At 57.3% G+C, this 15,073-nt stretch carries 16 protein-coding genes; 10 read left to right on the top strand and 6 right to left on the bottom strand.

All coding sequences use genetic code 11. The features are described 5' to 3' along the window. Nucleotides 1-31: 31 nt before the first annotated feature. Entirely contained in the window at nucleotides 32-1,072 is a 1,041-nt protein-coding gene (locus H0484_RS09400; protein ID WP_226954316.1) for a Wzz/FepE/Etk N-terminal domain-containing protein, read from the bottom strand. 66 nt (nucleotides 1,073-1,138) lie between these two features. Continuing rightward, entirely contained in the window at nucleotides 1,139-2,011 is an 873-nt protein-coding gene (gene htpX / locus H0484_RS09405; protein WP_226954317.1) for a protease HtpX, read from the bottom strand. Between the two features lie 188 nt (nucleotides 2,012-2,199). On the opposite strand from htpX, the gene H0484_RS09410 reads away from it, so the two are divergent. Continuing rightward, nucleotides 2,200-3,084, top strand: coding sequence for a DMT family transporter (locus tag H0484_RS09410; RefSeq protein ID WP_226954318.1), 885 nt, complete (start codon nucleotides 2,200-2,202; stop codon nucleotides 3,082-3,084). 22 nt (nucleotides 3,085-3,106) lie between these two features. On the opposite strand, the gene H0484_RS09415 is transcribed toward H0484_RS09410, so the two are convergent. Continuing rightward, nucleotides 3,107-4,249 (bottom strand): aromatic ring-hydroxylating oxygenase subunit alpha, encoded by a 1,143-nt coding sequence (locus H0484_RS09415; protein WP_226954319.1) that lies wholly within the window; start codon nucleotides 4,247-4,249, stop codon nucleotides 3,107-3,109. A gap of 286 nt (nucleotides 4,250-4,535) precedes the next feature. On the opposite strand from H0484_RS09415, the gene H0484_RS09420 reads away from it, so the two are divergent. The 9 genes from H0484_RS09420 to H0484_RS09460 all read left to right on the top strand — a co-directional run bounded on the left by H0484_RS09420 (nucleotide 4,536) and on the right by H0484_RS09460 (nucleotide 11,921). After that, nucleotides 4,536-4,829 (top strand): exodeoxyribonuclease VII small subunit, encoded by a 294-nt coding sequence (locus H0484_RS09420; protein WP_226954320.1) that lies wholly within the window; start codon nucleotides 4,536-4,538, stop codon nucleotides 4,827-4,829. 2 nt (nucleotides 4,830-4,831) lie between these two features. Next, the gene (locus H0484_RS09425) at nucleotides 4,832-5,743 is read left to right on the top strand and encodes a polyprenyl synthetase family protein (RefSeq protein WP_226954321.1); all 912 of its coding nucleotides are present in this window, start codon (nucleotides 4,832-4,834) and stop codon (nucleotides 5,741-5,743) included. A gap of 101 nt (nucleotides 5,744-5,844) precedes the next feature. Beyond that, the gene (gene dxs / locus H0484_RS09430) at nucleotides 5,845-7,749 is read left to right on the top strand and encodes a 1-deoxy-D-xylulose-5-phosphate synthase (RefSeq protein ID WP_226954322.1); all 1,905 of its coding nucleotides are present in this window, start codon (nucleotides 5,845-5,847) and stop codon (nucleotides 7,747-7,749) included. 75 nt (nucleotides 7,750-7,824) lie between these two features. Beyond that, nucleotides 7,825-8,637 carry a GTP cyclohydrolase FolE2 gene (gene folE2, locus H0484_RS09435; RefSeq protein WP_226954323.1) on the top strand — a complete coding sequence of 271 codons (813 nt, stop codon included), beginning with the start codon at nucleotides 7,825-7,827 and terminating at the stop codon, nucleotides 8,635-8,637. Nucleotides 8,638-8,825: 188 nt separating this feature from the next. Continuing rightward, on the top strand, nucleotides 8,826-9,206 hold the full coding sequence (rpsF, locus tag H0484_RS09440) for a 30S ribosomal protein S6 (RefSeq protein ID WP_226954324.1): 381 nt from the start codon (nucleotides 8,826-8,828) through the stop codon (nucleotides 9,204-9,206). A gap of 12 nt (nucleotides 9,207-9,218) precedes the next feature. Next, nucleotides 9,219-9,551, top strand: a complete 333-nt coding sequence (priB, locus tag H0484_RS09445; RefSeq protein ID WP_255644738.1) for a primosomal replication protein N — start codon at nucleotides 9,219-9,221, stop codon at nucleotides 9,549-9,551. Nucleotides 9,552-9,641: 90 nt separating this feature from the next. Continuing rightward, entirely contained in the window at nucleotides 9,642-9,914 is a 273-nt protein-coding gene (rpsR, locus tag H0484_RS09450) for a 30S ribosomal protein S18 (protein ID WP_226954325.1), read from the top strand. Nucleotides 9,915-9,928: 14 nt separating this feature from the next. After that, nucleotides 9,929-10,384, top strand: coding sequence for a 50S ribosomal protein L9 (gene rplI / locus H0484_RS09455; protein ID WP_226954326.1), 456 nt, complete (start codon nucleotides 9,929-9,931; stop codon nucleotides 10,382-10,384). Nucleotides 10,385-10,556: 172 nt separating this feature from the next. Continuing rightward, on the top strand, nucleotides 10,557-11,921 hold the full coding sequence (locus H0484_RS09460; RefSeq protein ID WP_226954327.1) for a replicative DNA helicase: 1,365 nt from the start codon (nucleotides 10,557-10,559) through the stop codon (nucleotides 11,919-11,921). On the opposite strand, the gene H0484_RS09465 is transcribed toward H0484_RS09460, so the two are convergent. From H0484_RS09465 to H0484_RS09475, 3 genes are all read right to left on the bottom strand, one after another. Beyond that, entirely contained in the window at nucleotides 11,918-12,301 is a 384-nt protein-coding gene (locus tag H0484_RS09465) for a YbaN family protein (RefSeq protein ID WP_226954328.1), read from the bottom strand. The genes H0484_RS09460 and H0484_RS09465 overlap by 4 nt on opposite strands. A gap of 77 nt (nucleotides 12,302-12,378) precedes the next feature. Next, complete coding sequence (pdxA, locus tag H0484_RS09470) at nucleotides 12,379-13,386, bottom strand: 4-hydroxythreonine-4-phosphate dehydrogenase PdxA (protein WP_226954329.1); 1,008 nt, start codon at nucleotides 13,384-13,386, stop codon at nucleotides 12,379-12,381. Nucleotides 13,387-13,392: 6 nt separating this feature from the next. Further along, nucleotides 13,393-15,036, bottom strand: a complete 1,644-nt coding sequence (locus tag H0484_RS09475) for a PhoH family protein (RefSeq protein WP_226954330.1) — start codon at nucleotides 15,034-15,036, stop codon at nucleotides 13,393-13,395. Between the last annotated feature and the right edge of the window lie 37 nt (nucleotides 15,037-15,073).

Here is a 15,073-nt window from a genome sequence, read left to right on the forward strand (position 1 = left end):
CTGCCAGGCAGGCTTTTTCGGTAAGTGGTGACTAAGGCGCTGGGCGTTGGCTACGCAGCAAACCTAGCAGCAGGGCCCAAAGTGCCCCCACTATGGCGCCCAACAGCAAGGCCAAGGCAAAGACCCTTTTCTGATTCGGCTCTTCAGGGCTATCGGGGCTTAGCGTTTCACCGTCAATGTCGTACAGCAAAGCCGTATCAGTGGCAGGGTCTATGGCGCGCAGCATGCTCAGGCGAGTTTCTTTTTCGCGCAGATCGCGGATGAAGGGGTCATCGTTCTCGCGGGCCTCCAAGACCTTGAGTTCGGCCCTTAAAGACTGGGGGTTGCGCGAATAAAGTTCACGGCCTTCTGGTGTGGCGTTGAGGGCTTCTGCGTTGGCGATGTGCCCGGACGACTGGGTGGGCTCTTGCGCAGAGGCTTCGGCAATGACTAAGGCCTCACGCAGCTGGGCGATACGATCCTGACGTTGCTTCAGGGCGACCGCGCGTTGAATGGCCATGGAGGAAGCGAGTTCGTTCATGCGCTGAGATACCGCGTGATGCGCTTGAGCCAGCAGGCTGCTTAGCGCTTCAGTTTGAGCAAGGTCCAGAAGCAAGGTCAGATGTCTTTGCGCTTCTTCGGGGCTTGCCGCCAAGATGCGGATTCTGTAAAGATTTTGCCGCTTGGCGTCGGGCTTGACGACCTCGACACGCCAGGCATTGGCGTTGAGTGTGGAAGAGGACAACTGGGTGCTGTCTGGATATTTGAGCGTCGCCCGTACGAATTTCTGTGTGACGCTGTCGGAGAGCAAACGGGCAGAAAAAACGTCGAAAACCTGTTGAGGTGTATAGGGGGCGATGCCTGCGGTAGCGCGCCCGCGGTTCAGGCTCTCCAGACTTGAGGCGGGCGGTGGCGTGACATAAACGCGGATAGCATAACGAGGCTGCGCCAAGAGAAAAAGGTAAGCGGCGGCAATGAGCAGCGCTACGATCACACAGGCAATGACCAGCCGTTTTCCGGCCCATACCATGCGTATTAACTGTAGCAAGTCAAGATCGTCTGATTGCTTTTGAGGCGTCAAGTTGTTCTGCATGGCTTCGAAATGATGTTGTGCCGACCCCGTGAGAGGCCGGCACAGTGGGCGGAAGAAGAGCAGGGCTCAGCGCTGCTGGAGTGCGCGGATGCGGTCTTCTATGGGGGGGTGGGAGGCAAACAAGGCACCCAGGCTGCGTCCCCCGGAGATACCGGCGGCTTCGAAAGTCTTGGGCAATTCGCCGGCGTCTACACCGCCCAGCCGCGCGAGCGCACGAATCATGGGTTCACGTGCGCCCATAAGCTTGGCGGAACCCGCGTCTGCGCGGAACTCGCGTTGACGCGAGAACCAAGCCACGATAATGGAAGCCAGGAGGCCAAAGAGCAATTCACAGACCAGCACGGTAGCGTAATAACCCATGCCTACGCCGTTTTCGTTCTTGAGCACGGCTTTATCTATGAAGTAACCCACTACACGAGCCAGGAAGATGACAAAGGTGTTGACGATGCCTTGTATCAGCGTCAGCGTGACCATGTCGCCATTGGCGATGTGGGCGACCTCGTGACCTAGTACCGCTGCCACCTCTTCTTCGGTCATGCTTTGCAGCAAGCCGGTAGAGACGGCCACCAGCGAATTGTTTTTGGACGCGCCGGTTGCGAAAGCGTTGGGGGCGCCATCGTAGATGGCGACTTCGGGACGGCCTATGCCGGCGCGGTCGGCCAGTTGGTGAACGGTGTTAACCAGCCAGGCTTCACGAGCGTTGGCAGGGCGGTTGGGGTCGATGACCCGGGCGCCAGTACTTTGCTTGGCCATCCATTTGCTGATCAGCAGCGAAATGAAAGAGCCGGTAAAACCAATGATGGCCGAGAAAATCAGTAGCTGGCCAAGATCCATGCCATTAGCGGTCAGGTAGCGACCAACGCCCAGCACATTCATGCTGATACCCAGGACGATCATAACGGCCAGGTTGGTGGCTAGGAACAGAAAAATACGCTTCATTATTTGAGTTTCCTTTGTGCGAACTGTAAGGAGACGACCATTTTATATGGGATAAGCAAGGCGGGTGCGTGAACCCTTGAGTATTAGTCTGCGCTATAGAGGACAGGTTCCCCGCCGGCGCCGCAATATTGGAGATTGAGCTGGCTTATAGTATGGCCTTTCTCGGTGGCGCTTTTTTTTATTTCATCATGCAATCCTTGTGGATGATTCTGGCCTGTGCGGCGTTCTCGCTCATGGGGGCCTCGATCAAGGTTTCGGCAGAGCAAGGCGCCTTGCTTGCGCAAATCGTATTGTTTCGTGCCCTGCCTTCAGTGATTTTGCTTTTGGCTTGGGCGCGGCTGACGGGACGTTCCCCCAAGCCTATCAGCTGGCGCTTGCACATATGGCGTAACGTGGCGGGTATTACCTCCATGTGGCTGGGCTTTTACGCCTTGTCCCATCTGCCTTTGTCCACCGCAGTCAGCCTTAACTACACCTCTCCGCTGTTCATCGCGGGCTGGATGTTGTGGGGGGCGGGTCAGCGAGACTATGTGCGCTTGCTGGCGGTATTGCTAGGGTTTGTCGGTGTGCTGGGCGTGTTGCGCCCGAGTATCGGCGAAGAGCATTTCATTGCCGGCCTTGCGGGCTTGTGCGGCGGGGCGCTGGGTGCTATTGCAATGATGCAGGTGAGACAGATTGGCCGGGCGGGCGAGTCAGAATGGCGCACCGTGCTGATTTTCTCGCTGGCTGGTACGCTGTCAGGCTTATGTGCTGTTTTGGCTCAGGGCTGGGTGAGCCTGAGCTGGGAGGCATGGCTGGGATTAGCCGGGGTGGGGTTATCCGGCATGGTGGGGCAGTTGGCCATGACCCGAGCCTTCGGTGCAGGCTCGGCGCTGCTCACGGCAGCCTTGCAATACCTCACCATCATCTTCGCGGCAGGGTGGGGCAGTTTGTTCTGGGGCGACATGCCCGATGCCGTTGCATGGGCGGGCATGGCGCTCGTTATCAGTTCAGGGCTGCTTTCCACCTGGCGAACCTACACCCAGAGCAAAGCCAAAAGCAAGAACCCAAAAATCAAGCCGGCCCGATCCTGACTGATGCGGGGCCTGCCTGGCGTTACGCCGCCTGCATGCCCATGATGCGGCGGTACCAGGCATGAAAATGCAACATGCCGTCTTCCATCGGCGACTGATAGGGGCCGACTTCACTGACGCCTCGCCGCATCAGGGCTTGGCGCCCGGCATCCATGCGTTCCGCAATTTCGTCGTCTTCTATGGCGGTTTCCATATAGGCGGCGCGCTGCGCAAGCACGAAGTCTCTGTGGTTCTCTGCGATATCTTTGGGGTAATAAAACTCGACCACGTTGATGGTGTGCTGCGGGGTAATGGGGTGCAGAGTCGAAAGCACGGCCACGTGCGGATAAAGCTCTATCATGTGAGTGGGGAAATACACCACCCAAATCGCGCCAAAGTCGGGTGTGCGGCCGCCTCGATAAGTGAGCAGCTGCTTATGCCATTCCTGATACACCGGACTGCCCGGAGAGCCGAGCGCGCGATGCACGCCTACGCGTTGCAAGCTATACCAGTCCGAGAACTCCCAGTCCAGGTCTTCGCAAGTCACAAAGCGCCCAAGTCCAGGATGGAAAGGCCCCACATGGTAGTCTTCCAGATAGACCTCTATAAAGGTTTTCCAGTTGTAGCGGCAATTGTGTACTTCGACGTGATCCAGCACGTAGTCAGACAGGTCGAACTCAGGGCGCTCGAAAAGCGGTGCCAGGTCTTTAGCGGGATCGCGTTGCCCTTCGAAAAGCAAGCCATGGCAGTTTTTCAGTTCGAAGCGTTGCAGATCAAGGCAGGGGGACTGTGCGAATTTTGGCGCGCCCAGCAAACGGCCTTGATTGTTGTATGTCCAGCGATGAATAGGGCAAACAATATTGCCGCCGGTGCGATGCAGTTTGCCGTGCTGGCTAGCCTGTTCGTGGGGGTTAAAGCCCAGAATAAGCGCTTGCCGGTGGCGACAAACATTGGACAGCAACTCTACCCCTTGGGTATTGCGTACCAGCACTCGCCCATTGGATTCCTGGGCCAGCGCGCGCCAATCGCCCGGTTCCGGAACCAGTTTCTCATGCCCGATATAGCGAGCTGATTGCTCGAAAATATGCGCTTTTTCCTGAGCGAAAATGGCTTCGTCGAAATAGTTATCGACAGGCAGTTGTGTACGCGCGGGCGCGAACTGAGCCTCGCGACCAATGTCGGCCATGGTGATCCTCCCCCGCTTCGCAGATGTCAGGCTTGGAACCCGCTGGGTTGAGCCTGCTGAGAAGAAACAGACGGTTGAGCAGAAAGGAGATGGTGAAAGGGCAAGATTGTACCCTAGGGGAGGATTGTTGCTTTCCCGCTCCGGCGATAAGGTGCGGTGTCTTAGGGCAAATATGGCCAGCTTGTTGCCAGATATTCACGCCGATACTTTACAATCGCGGCATGCAACGGGTTCAGATGCATGCAGTGCCCCTGAACGCCATCGCTTCATTTTGTCTGGAACACGCATGAACAAGCCCCTTCCTTTTCCTGAGCAGCAGGCTGGTGCCGGCGAGGCTCAAATGCCGCAGGATTTCGAGACTGCGCTTGCCGAACTCGAATCTTTGGTCGCCCGCATGGAAGACGGCGACCTGCCTCTGGAGCAGTCGTTGGCAGCCTACCAGCACGGAGTCGCGTTGGCGCGCCGTTGCCAGGGTCTGCTGGACAAGGCCGAAGAGCAGGTGAAGGTTTTGCAAGGCAATCTGTTGGAGCCCTATGGGGGCGGCACTGGCGCATCAGATAATTTGAGTGAGCGAGAGTAAGCATGGGGCAGGCAGATTTCCCAAGCTGGCTTGCGCAGCATGTTCAGCGGGTCGAGGCAGCGCTGGAGGGCTGGTTGCCGGCACCTGATGCCGAACCTGTCGTATTGCATCAAGCGATGCGTTACGCCGTGCTGGGCGGCGGTAAGCGTGTGCGTGCGGCCTTGGTGTATGCCGCCGGCGAGGTCTGCATCACGTCTGGGGGCGGCTTGTCGCCGGCGCAGCGCACGGCGCTTGATCGCGCGGCTGCCGCCGTCGAGCTCATTCACGCTTATTCGCTCGTTCACGATGATTTGCCTTGCATGGACGACGACGATTTGCGTCGCGGGCGACCCACCGTACACAAACAGTATGACGAGGCCACCGCTATGCTGGTAGGCGACGCCTTGCAGCCCCAGGCCTTCGAGCTGCTGGCACAAATGCCAATTGCGCCGGCCCTGATCGTGCAGTCGGTAGAGCTGCTGGCGCGTGCTGCCGGCAGCGTCGGCATGGTGGGAGGGCAGTTTGTGGATTGTGTCAGCGTGGGGTTGGCGCTTACCGACGAGCAGTTGCAATCCATGCATGCCATGAAAACAGGCGCAATGCTGCAAGCCAGTATCTTGTTGGGTGGCGTGGTGGCTGGGGCAAGCTCTCAGCAGCGCGGTGCGCTAGAAGATTACGCTGAAGCTGTTGGTATCGCCTTTCAAGTGGCCGATGACATACTCGATGCAGTGGCCGACACCGCCACTTTGGGTAAAACGGCGGGCAAGGACGCCGCCGCAAATAAGCCAACCTACGTTACATTGCTTGGCCTAGAGACGGCGGGGCAACTGCTGGAAGGCCTTAGAAAAGCCGCCCACGAGGCGGTGCGGCCATTGGGGGTTCAAGGGGCGCGTTTGGGGCAGCTGGCTGATTTCATTGCTCAGCGCAATCACTAAGCGCCCCAGGGAGCTTAGTGATCCGCCTTCCGTGTGGGGTCTTTGAGACACTGCCCCCGGCTTCCTTTATCATTACGGGATTGTTCCCGTTCATGTCGTCCATGTCGTTTTCCCTGCTAGAAACCATTCAGTCGCCAGCTGACCTCAAGCCGCTGGAACGTCGTCAGCTTAAACAGCTGGCGCAGGAATTGCGCGCCTTTATCTTGCAATCCGTTTCACGCACGGGGGGGCACTTGTCGTCCAATCTGGGCACGGTAGAGCTCACCGTAGCCTTGCATCGCGTCTTCAATACTCCCGAAGACAGATTGGTATGGGATGTCGGGCATCAATCCTATGCCCACAAGATCCTTACCGGTAGGCGCTTGGATATGGCGACTCTGCGCCAGCAGGGCGGCATTTCAGGCTTTCCCAAGCGTAGCGAGTCGCCTTACGACGCGTTTGGCACCGCGCATTCGTCCACCTCGATATCCGCAGTGCTGGGCATGGCGGTAGCCGCTCGTCAATTGGGTAAGCGCGAGCGTCGTCATGTGGCCGTCATCGGCGATGGCGCCATGACGGCCGGTCAAGCCTTCGAGGCACTGAATAATGCCGGTGTGACCCCTGATATCGATATGCTCGTGATTCTTAACGATAACGATATGTCGATCTCTCCGCCTGTGGGGGCGTTGAACCACTATTTCGCCCGCTTGATGTCGGGTGGGTTCTATGCGGCTGCCAAAAACGTGGGGCGTGCGGTTCTACAGCACGTGCCGCCCGTGCTCGAGTTGGCGCGGCGTTTCGAAGGGCACGCCAAGGGCATGATGGCTCGGCCCGCCACGCTGTTTGAAGAGTTGGGCTTCAATTACGTGGGTCCCATAGACGGCCACGATCTGGACGCGCTCATTCCTACCCTCGAGAATCTGCGCTCATTGGGGGGGCTACAGTTTCTGCATGTGGTCACCCGCAAAGGGCAAGGCTACAAATTAGCCGAGGCCGACCCCGTGCTTTATCATGGGCCCGGCAAGTTTGACCCCGAGGTGGGTATTCAGGCCGCAACTACGCCAGCCAAACAAAGCTTTACCCAGGTATTTGGGCAATGGTTGTGCGATATGGCTCAAGCCGACGAAAAGCTGGTGGGCGTCACGCCTGCCATGCGCGAAGGCAGCGGCATGGTTGAGTTCCATCAGCGCTTTCCCCAGCGTTACTTCGACGTGGGTATCGCCGAGCAGCACGCGGTCACCTTTGCCGCAGGATTGGCGGCAGAAGGGCTGAAGCCCGTGCTGGCTATCTATTCCACTTTCCTGCAAAGAGCTTACGATCAGCTCATCCATGATGTGGCCTTGCAAAATCTGGATGTCACCTTCGCGCTAGATCGCGCGGGTTTGGTTGGCGCCGACGGCGCGACGCATGCGGGTAATTACGACATTGCCTTCTTGCGATGTGTGCCCAACATGGTCGTCGCGACTCCCTCCGACGAGCACGAGGCGCGCCTGTTATTGAACGCCTGTTATCACTACCCCGGCCCGGCTTCCGTACGGTATCCGCGCGGGGCAGGCACCGGGGTCGAGGCCGGCAACTCATTAGCGCCTGTTCCCATTGGTAAGGCCAGAGTGCTGCGGCAGGGTCGGCATTTAGCGATTCTTGGATTCGGTACACGAGTGCCTGAGGCCCTGAAGGCCGCCCAGCGCCTAGATGCCACACTTGTCGACATGCGATTCGTCAAGCCGCTTGATGCCGAGCTCCTAAACGAGCTCGCCGCAGACCACTCGTTTTTTGCCACGGTTGAAGAAGCAGCCGTAATGGGTGGGGCCGGCGGAGCGGTGCAAGAGCATTTCAACAGCCAGGGTATTACTGTGCCATTGCTGCAACTAGGCCTGCCCGATCGATTCATCGATCATGGCGATCAATCGGGTTTGTTGGCCCAGCTGGGGCTAGACGCCAAGGGTATCGAAGCGGCCATATTGCAACGCTTTCCCACCCTGAAAGACCTTGTGCAAAAAGGGGTTTCGCAGCAAGCGGCCTCATGATGGGCCATAATAGCCCTTTAATTTTGTGTTTTTCCGATTGCGGCGTGTGCGTATGCGACACGTTGCCGAGCGCTTATGAATACCATTACCGATAGCGTCGTGGCTATGCCCGACGTGCAAAGCAGCCTGGATACCCGCCACTTGCCCATACAGCGGGTAGGGGTGCGTAGCGTGCGTCATCCTATGCTGATCAGCGGCGGCGAAGGCCAGGCTGCTCTGCCCACCGTTGCCGAATGGGAACTCACGGTAGCACTGCCGGCCCACGAAAAGGGTACACATATGTCCCGGTTCGTGGCCTTGCTAGACGAATACCGTCCTCAAGCCATGACGCCCGCGCTGTTTTGCGATATGGCCGAAAAGATGCTGCCGCTGCTCAACGCCGAGCAAGGTGACCTGACTGCCGTATTTCCGTATTTCATCAACAAGGTGGCGCCTGTTTCAGGAGTTGCCAGCCTGATGGACTACGAAGTCACATGGCTCGCTCGTTCGCAGGTGGGTAAACCCACTGAATTCGAGTTGACTGTCTTGGTGCCTGTTACCAGCTTATGCCCTTGTTCCAAAGCCATCTCCGAGTACGGCGCACATAATCAGCGTTCTCACGTTACAGTCCAAGCCAGCTTTGGTTCGCCCGAGCAGGTCGATATCGTGACGCTGATCCAGCGCATCGAGCAGCAAGCCTCGTGCGAGTTGTGGGGTTTGCTTAAGCGCGGCGACGAAAAATACGTCACTGAACGTGCTTACGACAATCCCAAGTTTGTTGAAGACCTGGTGCGTGATGTGGCGGTGCAAGTGCGCGACTTCCCTGGCGTACAGCAATATCGGGTCGAAGCCGAGAACTTCGAGTCCATTCATAACCATTCCGCCTATGCGGTAGTGGTTGGCCCCTGACACAGGCGGCGGTTTTACGGCGCCCGCACGGATAATGCGGGCGCTTTTCTCGTGTGTTTTGGCAATATGCTAAAATGCCGGGTTTCTTGCTCGACTCGTTGGCAGCTTATTTGCTTGCAAACGGGCGGGCTACCCCCTGAAAGGCCGGGTTGGCTGGCCCTAACAGGGAAATCCACAGGAGTGCATTAATGCGTCATTACGAAATCGTATTCATCGTGCATCCCGACCAAAGCGAGCAAGTGCCCGCCATGGTCGAGCGCTATCAGGCCCTGGTTACGGCCGATGGTGGCAAGGTGCATCGTCTTGAAGACTGGGGCCGCCGTCAACTGGCTTACCCTATCCAGAAACTCGTCAAAGCCCACTACGTCTGCATGAACATCGAATGCAGCCAAGGCGTCCTCGACGAACTCGAACACTCGTTCCGCTACAACGATGCTGTGCTGCGTCACTTGGTCATCAAGGCTGACAAAGCTGAAACCGAACCTTCCATCATGATGAAGTCGGTCGAGCGCGAAGAAGCCCGCAAGGTCAGCGCTGAAGCCAGCACCGAAGCTGAAACGCAAGAGTAATAGTCGGTTGGCATGTCTGGCACGCTTGGCGTGAACCAGCTCAGCCTTACGGCTCAGGTGCTTGAAACCCAGCCCATACGCTATACGCCCGCAGGGCAAGCGGTGCTGGAAATGCGCCTAGAGCACGAGTCGGAAGTCGTTGAAGCAGGGGTGGCCAGACGCGTGTCGCTAACCCTGACGGCCGTAGCCATAGGTGATATTGCCTTGCTATTGGCAGATGTGGCGCTTGGTGCCCCATTAACCATAAAAGGGTTTCTGGCTCCCAAGCGTAAGGGTTCCGACAGGTTGGTGCTGCACATTCAACAGGCGGGGCGTTTGGCTCCGTCCGATGGTTGGGTGGCCTAAGACCCCCGCTTTTCAGGCATGTTGGCAATCATTCGAATGGCGCATGGCCGCAATTGACGGCTGCGCATAGATACAGTTAAGAGGCTTACCATGGCACAGTTCAAAAAACGTAAGGAAAAACGCCGCTTCGGACAACAGAATCCTCTGTTCAAGCGTCGCAAGTTCTGCCGCTTCACGGTGGCTGGCGTCGATCAGATCGATTACAAAGATCTCGACACGCTGCGTGACTTCATCCAAGAAAACGGCAAGATCATTCCTGCCCGTCTGACCGGTACCAAGGCTCACTACCAGCGTCAGCTGGACACCGCCATCAAGCGCGCGCGCTTCCTGGCCCTGTTGCCTTACACCGATAACCACAAGTAATCGAGGGTCCAGTCATGCAAGTCATTCTGCTCGAAAAAGTCGCTAACCTGGGCAATCTGGGCGAAGTCGTCCGTGTCCGTGACGGTTACGCTCGCAATTACCTCATCCCCCAAAAAATTGCTCGCCGTGCTACGCAATCAGCTATCGCTGAATTCGAAGCCCGCCGTGCCGAGCTTGAAAAGCAACAGGCCGAGAAACTGGCTGCTGCTGAAGCGCTGGGTAGCAAACTTGATGCGCAAGTTATCAAGATCTCCCAGAAAGCCGGTGTCGATGGCCGTCTGTTCGGTTCCGTCACGACCATGGACATCGCTGCCGCACTGCTCGAGAACGGTTTTGAAGGTATCGCCAAATCGCAGGTTCGCCTGCCCGACGGCGCCATCAAGGCTGTGGGTGAGTTCCCCGTCCAAGTTGCACTGCACGCCGACGTTGTCGTGGGTGTTACTGTGCAAGTTATCGGCGAGATGGCTTAAGCCTACGCAAGGGCGGCATACGGTTACCTATCAAGTGTGATCAATTCGCCACGCGCATGGTAAATTGGCAGGTGCAAGCCTGCATTACCATGCCGCGTAATTTGCAAGAATGAAGCCGGTTCGTCCGGCTTCATTTTTTTCTTCGTCAGTAAGGCAATCCCAGATGGAACCCATGAAAAACGCCGTCGATCCTTCGATTGAGTATCTGCGTGTCCCGCCGCACTCTATCGAGGCAGAGCAATCGGTGCTTGGCGGCTTGTTGTTGGACAACAGCTCTTGGGATCGCATCACCGATCTGCTAACCGAAGAAGATTTTTACCGTTTCGACCACAAGATCATTTGGCAGCATATTAGCCGGCTGATCGGGCTGGCAAGGCCAGCCGACGTAGTGACGGTGCACGAGTCTCTGTCCAGTGCAGGTAAGGCTGAGGAAACAGGGGGGCTTGCCTACCTGAACGCCTTGGCGCATAACACGCCTTCGGCGGCCAATATCCGTCGCTATGCCGAGATCGTGCGCGAGCGCGCCATGTTACGTAAGCTGGTGTCGGTGGCTGACGAGATCGCCGCCGGCGCGCTCAACCCTCAAGGTAAAGAGGCGCGCCAGCTTCTGGACGAAGCAGAATCCAAAGTCTTTCAGATCGCCCAAGAAGGTGAACGAGGCTCGGCTGGCTTTCAAGATATTCAGCCCCTGTTAACCCAGGTGGTCGAGCGTATCGACGAGCTCTATCACCGCGAAGGGGATTCCGATGTCACGGGCGTTCCAACTGGGTTTGCCGACCTGGACCGCATGACTTCAGGCTTGCAGCCGGGCGATTTGGTTATCGTTGCCGGGCGGCCTTCCATGGGGAAAACTTCGTTTTCGATGAATATCGGCGAACACGTAGCCATCGAGCAGGGGCTGCCGGTCGCAGTGTTCTCCATGGAAATGGGTGCGGTGCAGTTGGCTATGCGTATGGTGGGTTCGGTAGGTATGCTGGACCAGCATCGCATGCGTACCGGCAAGCTTACGGCAGATGACTGGCCCCGTCTCACACACGCAGTGCAACAGGTGCAGCAAGCGCAAATCTATATTGACGAAAGCCCTGCGCTGAGCGCCATGGAGGTGCGTGCGCGTGCGCGTCGCCTGGCGCGTCAATGTGGGCAACTGGGTTTGATTATCATCGACTACTTGCAGCTGATGTCCGGTTCGGGCGGCGAAAACCGAGCCACCGAAATTTCAGAGATCAGCCGTTCGCTCAAAGGTTTGGCCAAGGAGCTCAACTGTCCCTTGATTGCCCTGTCGCAGCTTAACCGCAGTCTTGAGCAAAGGCCCAACAAGCGCCCTGTGATGAGCGACTTGCGTGAGTCTGGTGCTATCGAGCAGGACGCCGACGTTATTCTGTTTATTTATCGCGATGAGGTATACAACCCCGATTCGCCAGACAAAGGGTCGGCTGAGATCATTATCGGTAAGCAGCGTAACGGCCCTATCGGGACAGTACGCCTCACTTTCCAGGGCGCCAGTACGCGTTTCCTGAACTTTACTTCTGCCCTTTAATCGTTACCAGGGCTTTGTTTTGGAGTGTCTGGCTCCGGGCGGCTCCATAGCCAGGCCAATACGCAAGCCATACTAAGCATGGCGAACCCGGTCAACCATGGGCTGAAGGCCGTCAGGTACAGAATGACAGCGCAAAGTGCCATGGAGGCGCTGGCTCCCCATTTGGCACGCCGGCTCACCTTACGCCCATCGGACCAGTTGGCTAAGGAAGGCCCAAACCAACGGTGTTTTGATAGCCAGGCATGAAAGCGGGGCGAACTGCGGGCTGCTGCCCACGCGGCGATCAAGACAAAGACTGTACTGGGCATGCCCGGCAACACAGCGCCGATAAAAGCCAAGCCCAAGCTGATGACGGCCACGGCCAGCCATAGCCCCCGCATAAATCGCGACCTGGCTAAGGAAGGGGTGGGCCGTGGGGGTTGCATAAATAAGAAATAAGTCGCGCTTTATGTAGGACTCAGTCGGCGCGGCGATCCAGCAATAAGGCGAGCTCAAAGGCGGCGCGCAGGGATGAGGGGTCGGCCACCCCGAGGCCGGCAATGTCGTAGGCGGTTCCATGATCGACGCTGGTGCGTACGAATGGTAACCCCACCGTAGTATTGACGCCTTGGTCCAGGCCCAGATACTTGATGGGTATCAGGCCTTGGTCATGGTATTGCGCGACGACGATATCGAATTCGCCTTGGCGAGCCCGCATGAACAAGGTATCGCCCGGCCAGGGCCCAGAGGCGTCTATGCCCTCGTTACGTGCCAGAGCGATGGCAGGGGAAATGGCCTCTTGTTCTTCGTGGCCGAACTTTCCGTCTTCCCCGGCGTGAGGATTCAGGCCCGCTACGGCGACGCGAGGGCTAGCTATACCCAATAGCCTGCAAGCTTCATGAGCCAAACGTATGGTGCGTAACTCCAATGCGGAGGTAATCAAACCAGGAACGCGGGATAGGGCCTCATGTATGGTCACTAAAATGACACGCAGCTCGTCGTTGACCAGCATCATGGCGTAGTCACGAGTGCCGGTTCGTTCGGCCAGAATTTCAGTGTGGCCAGGAAAAGTAATGCCGCCCGCTTGCATGGCGGCTTTGTTTAACGGGGCGGTGACGATGGCGCGTGTCTCTCCGGCCAAAGTGTCGTCTATGGCCTGGCAGAGATACTCGTAGGCGCCTTGCCCTGCTAGCGCATGAACCTTGCCCAGAGGCAACTTGGCGGGCAAGGCCTGCCAGCGGTTGACAACATCTATGCCGTCAGGCTGCAAGCGGGCCTGGGAAACCTCGTTGCAAGCATGTATCTTTAGCTTGCTCTGCCAACCCAAGCGTTCGATTTGCTCTTGCATAACGCCGGCATCGCCATACACGACGGCTGGCCATGGCAGCCCCGCTTCAAACAGCTTGGCGATGATTTCCGGGCCTATGCCCGCCGCATCGCCCATGGTAAGAGCAATGGGTTTGCGACGGGGGCATGCTGCACTCATGGCGTTTTACAGGGCTTCGCTGGCGTAATCCGCCAAGCGCGAGCGTTCGCCGCGCTGAAGCGTGATATGGCCTGCATGAGGCCAACCCTTGAATCGATCGACCACATAAGTCAGGCCCGAGCTGGCTTCGGTCAAGTAGGGCGTATCGATCTGGGCGATATTGCCCAGGCAGACTATCTTGGTGCCGGGCCCGGCGCGCGTCACCAAGGTTTTCATTTGCTTGGGCGTCAGGTTCTGCGCTTCGTCGATAATCAAAAACTTGTTCTGGAAGGTACGGCCGCGCATGAAGTTCAGTGATTTGACCTTGATGCGTGAACGGATGAGGTCCAGAGTGGGGCTTTTGCTCCATTCTTGGTTGCCGGCGTTGGAGGGCGGATTATTCAACGAGCCCGTTTGGCCCGCGTGCAGAACCTCTAGGTTATCTTCCAGGGCACCCATCCAAGGCAGCATTTTTTCTTCCTCGGTACCAGGTAGAAAGCCAATGTCGTCGCCTACAGGCACGGTGGCGCGTGTGATGATGATTTCGTTGTAGCGTTTGGTTTCGAAAGTTTGTGCCAACCCGGCGGCCAGCGCCAAAAGTGTTTTCCCCGTGCCGGCCTGACCCAGCAAAGAAACAAAATCACATTCCGGGTTCATGAGCAGATTCAGTGCGAAGTTTTGTTCGCGATTGCGCGCTGTGACACCCCAAACGCTATTTTTAGCGTGGCTGTGGTCGCGCAGCGTTGCCAACACGGCACTTTTGCCGCTGACTTCCTTAACCTGCGCATACAGCGGCATCTCGCCTTCAAAGTAGACGAATTCGTTGACGATGAAGTCGCCACAAAGAGGCCCTTTGATACGGTAGTACGTGGTGCCTTGCTGCTGCCAGGATTCTATGTCTTTGTCGTGCTTGGCCCAAAAATTGGCAGGTAGCGGCATGACGCCTTCGTATAGAAGGTCGGAATCATCAATGACATGGTCATTGAAGTAGTCTTCCGCGTGCAGCCCCAAAGACAAGGCTTTAAGGCGCATGTTGATGTCTTTTGAAACCAACGCGACTTCGCGGCTTTTATGCTGCGCTTGCAGTGCATGTACGACTTGCAGTATGCGGTTATCGGCCTTGCCTTCGGGGAGCTCGACGGGCAGTTTGGCGTGTAGCGCATTGTGCTGGAAATGCAGATCGCCAAGGGCGTCTTGGTGGCCCAGGGTGTCCAGGGGCAGCCCTTTGTCGATTGAGGTTTGACCACCGACCAGATGATCCATGAAGCGGCTGGCTTGGCGAGCGTTACGAGCGACTTCCGACATGCCTTTCTTAAGATGGTCTAGTTCTTCTAGCACCACCATGGGTAAAAAGATGTCGTGGTTTTCGAATTTGAACAGTGAAGTCGGGTCGTGCAGCAGCACATTGGTGTCCAGCACGAACAGCTTGCGTTTGGCAACCGGCAGCCTGGTGCGCTTGGCGGTGCTTGCCTTGCGTTTGGGCGATACTTGGGCAGCCGCAGCCGGAGCCTCAGTTTCTACCCTGGGCTCGCTACGGCTAGGAGTTTTAGCAGTAGCTGGTATTGCCTTGGGAGGGGGGGCGGAGGCAGGGCTGTCTTCAAGTACAGCCAAGTCTTGGTCCGGGATGCTTAGCAAGGTTCCCATCCGGGTAGGCAATTTGGGTAACGGCATGAAGCGTAACTCCTAGAAATGATCGAAAGGGTGGGCA

Origin of the sequence: Mesopusillimonas faecipullorum, assembly GCF_020539505.1 — a bacterium.
Lineage (GTDB): Bacteria > Pseudomonadota > Gammaproteobacteria > Burkholderiales > Burkholderiaceae_B > Mesopusillimonas > Mesopusillimonas faecipullorum.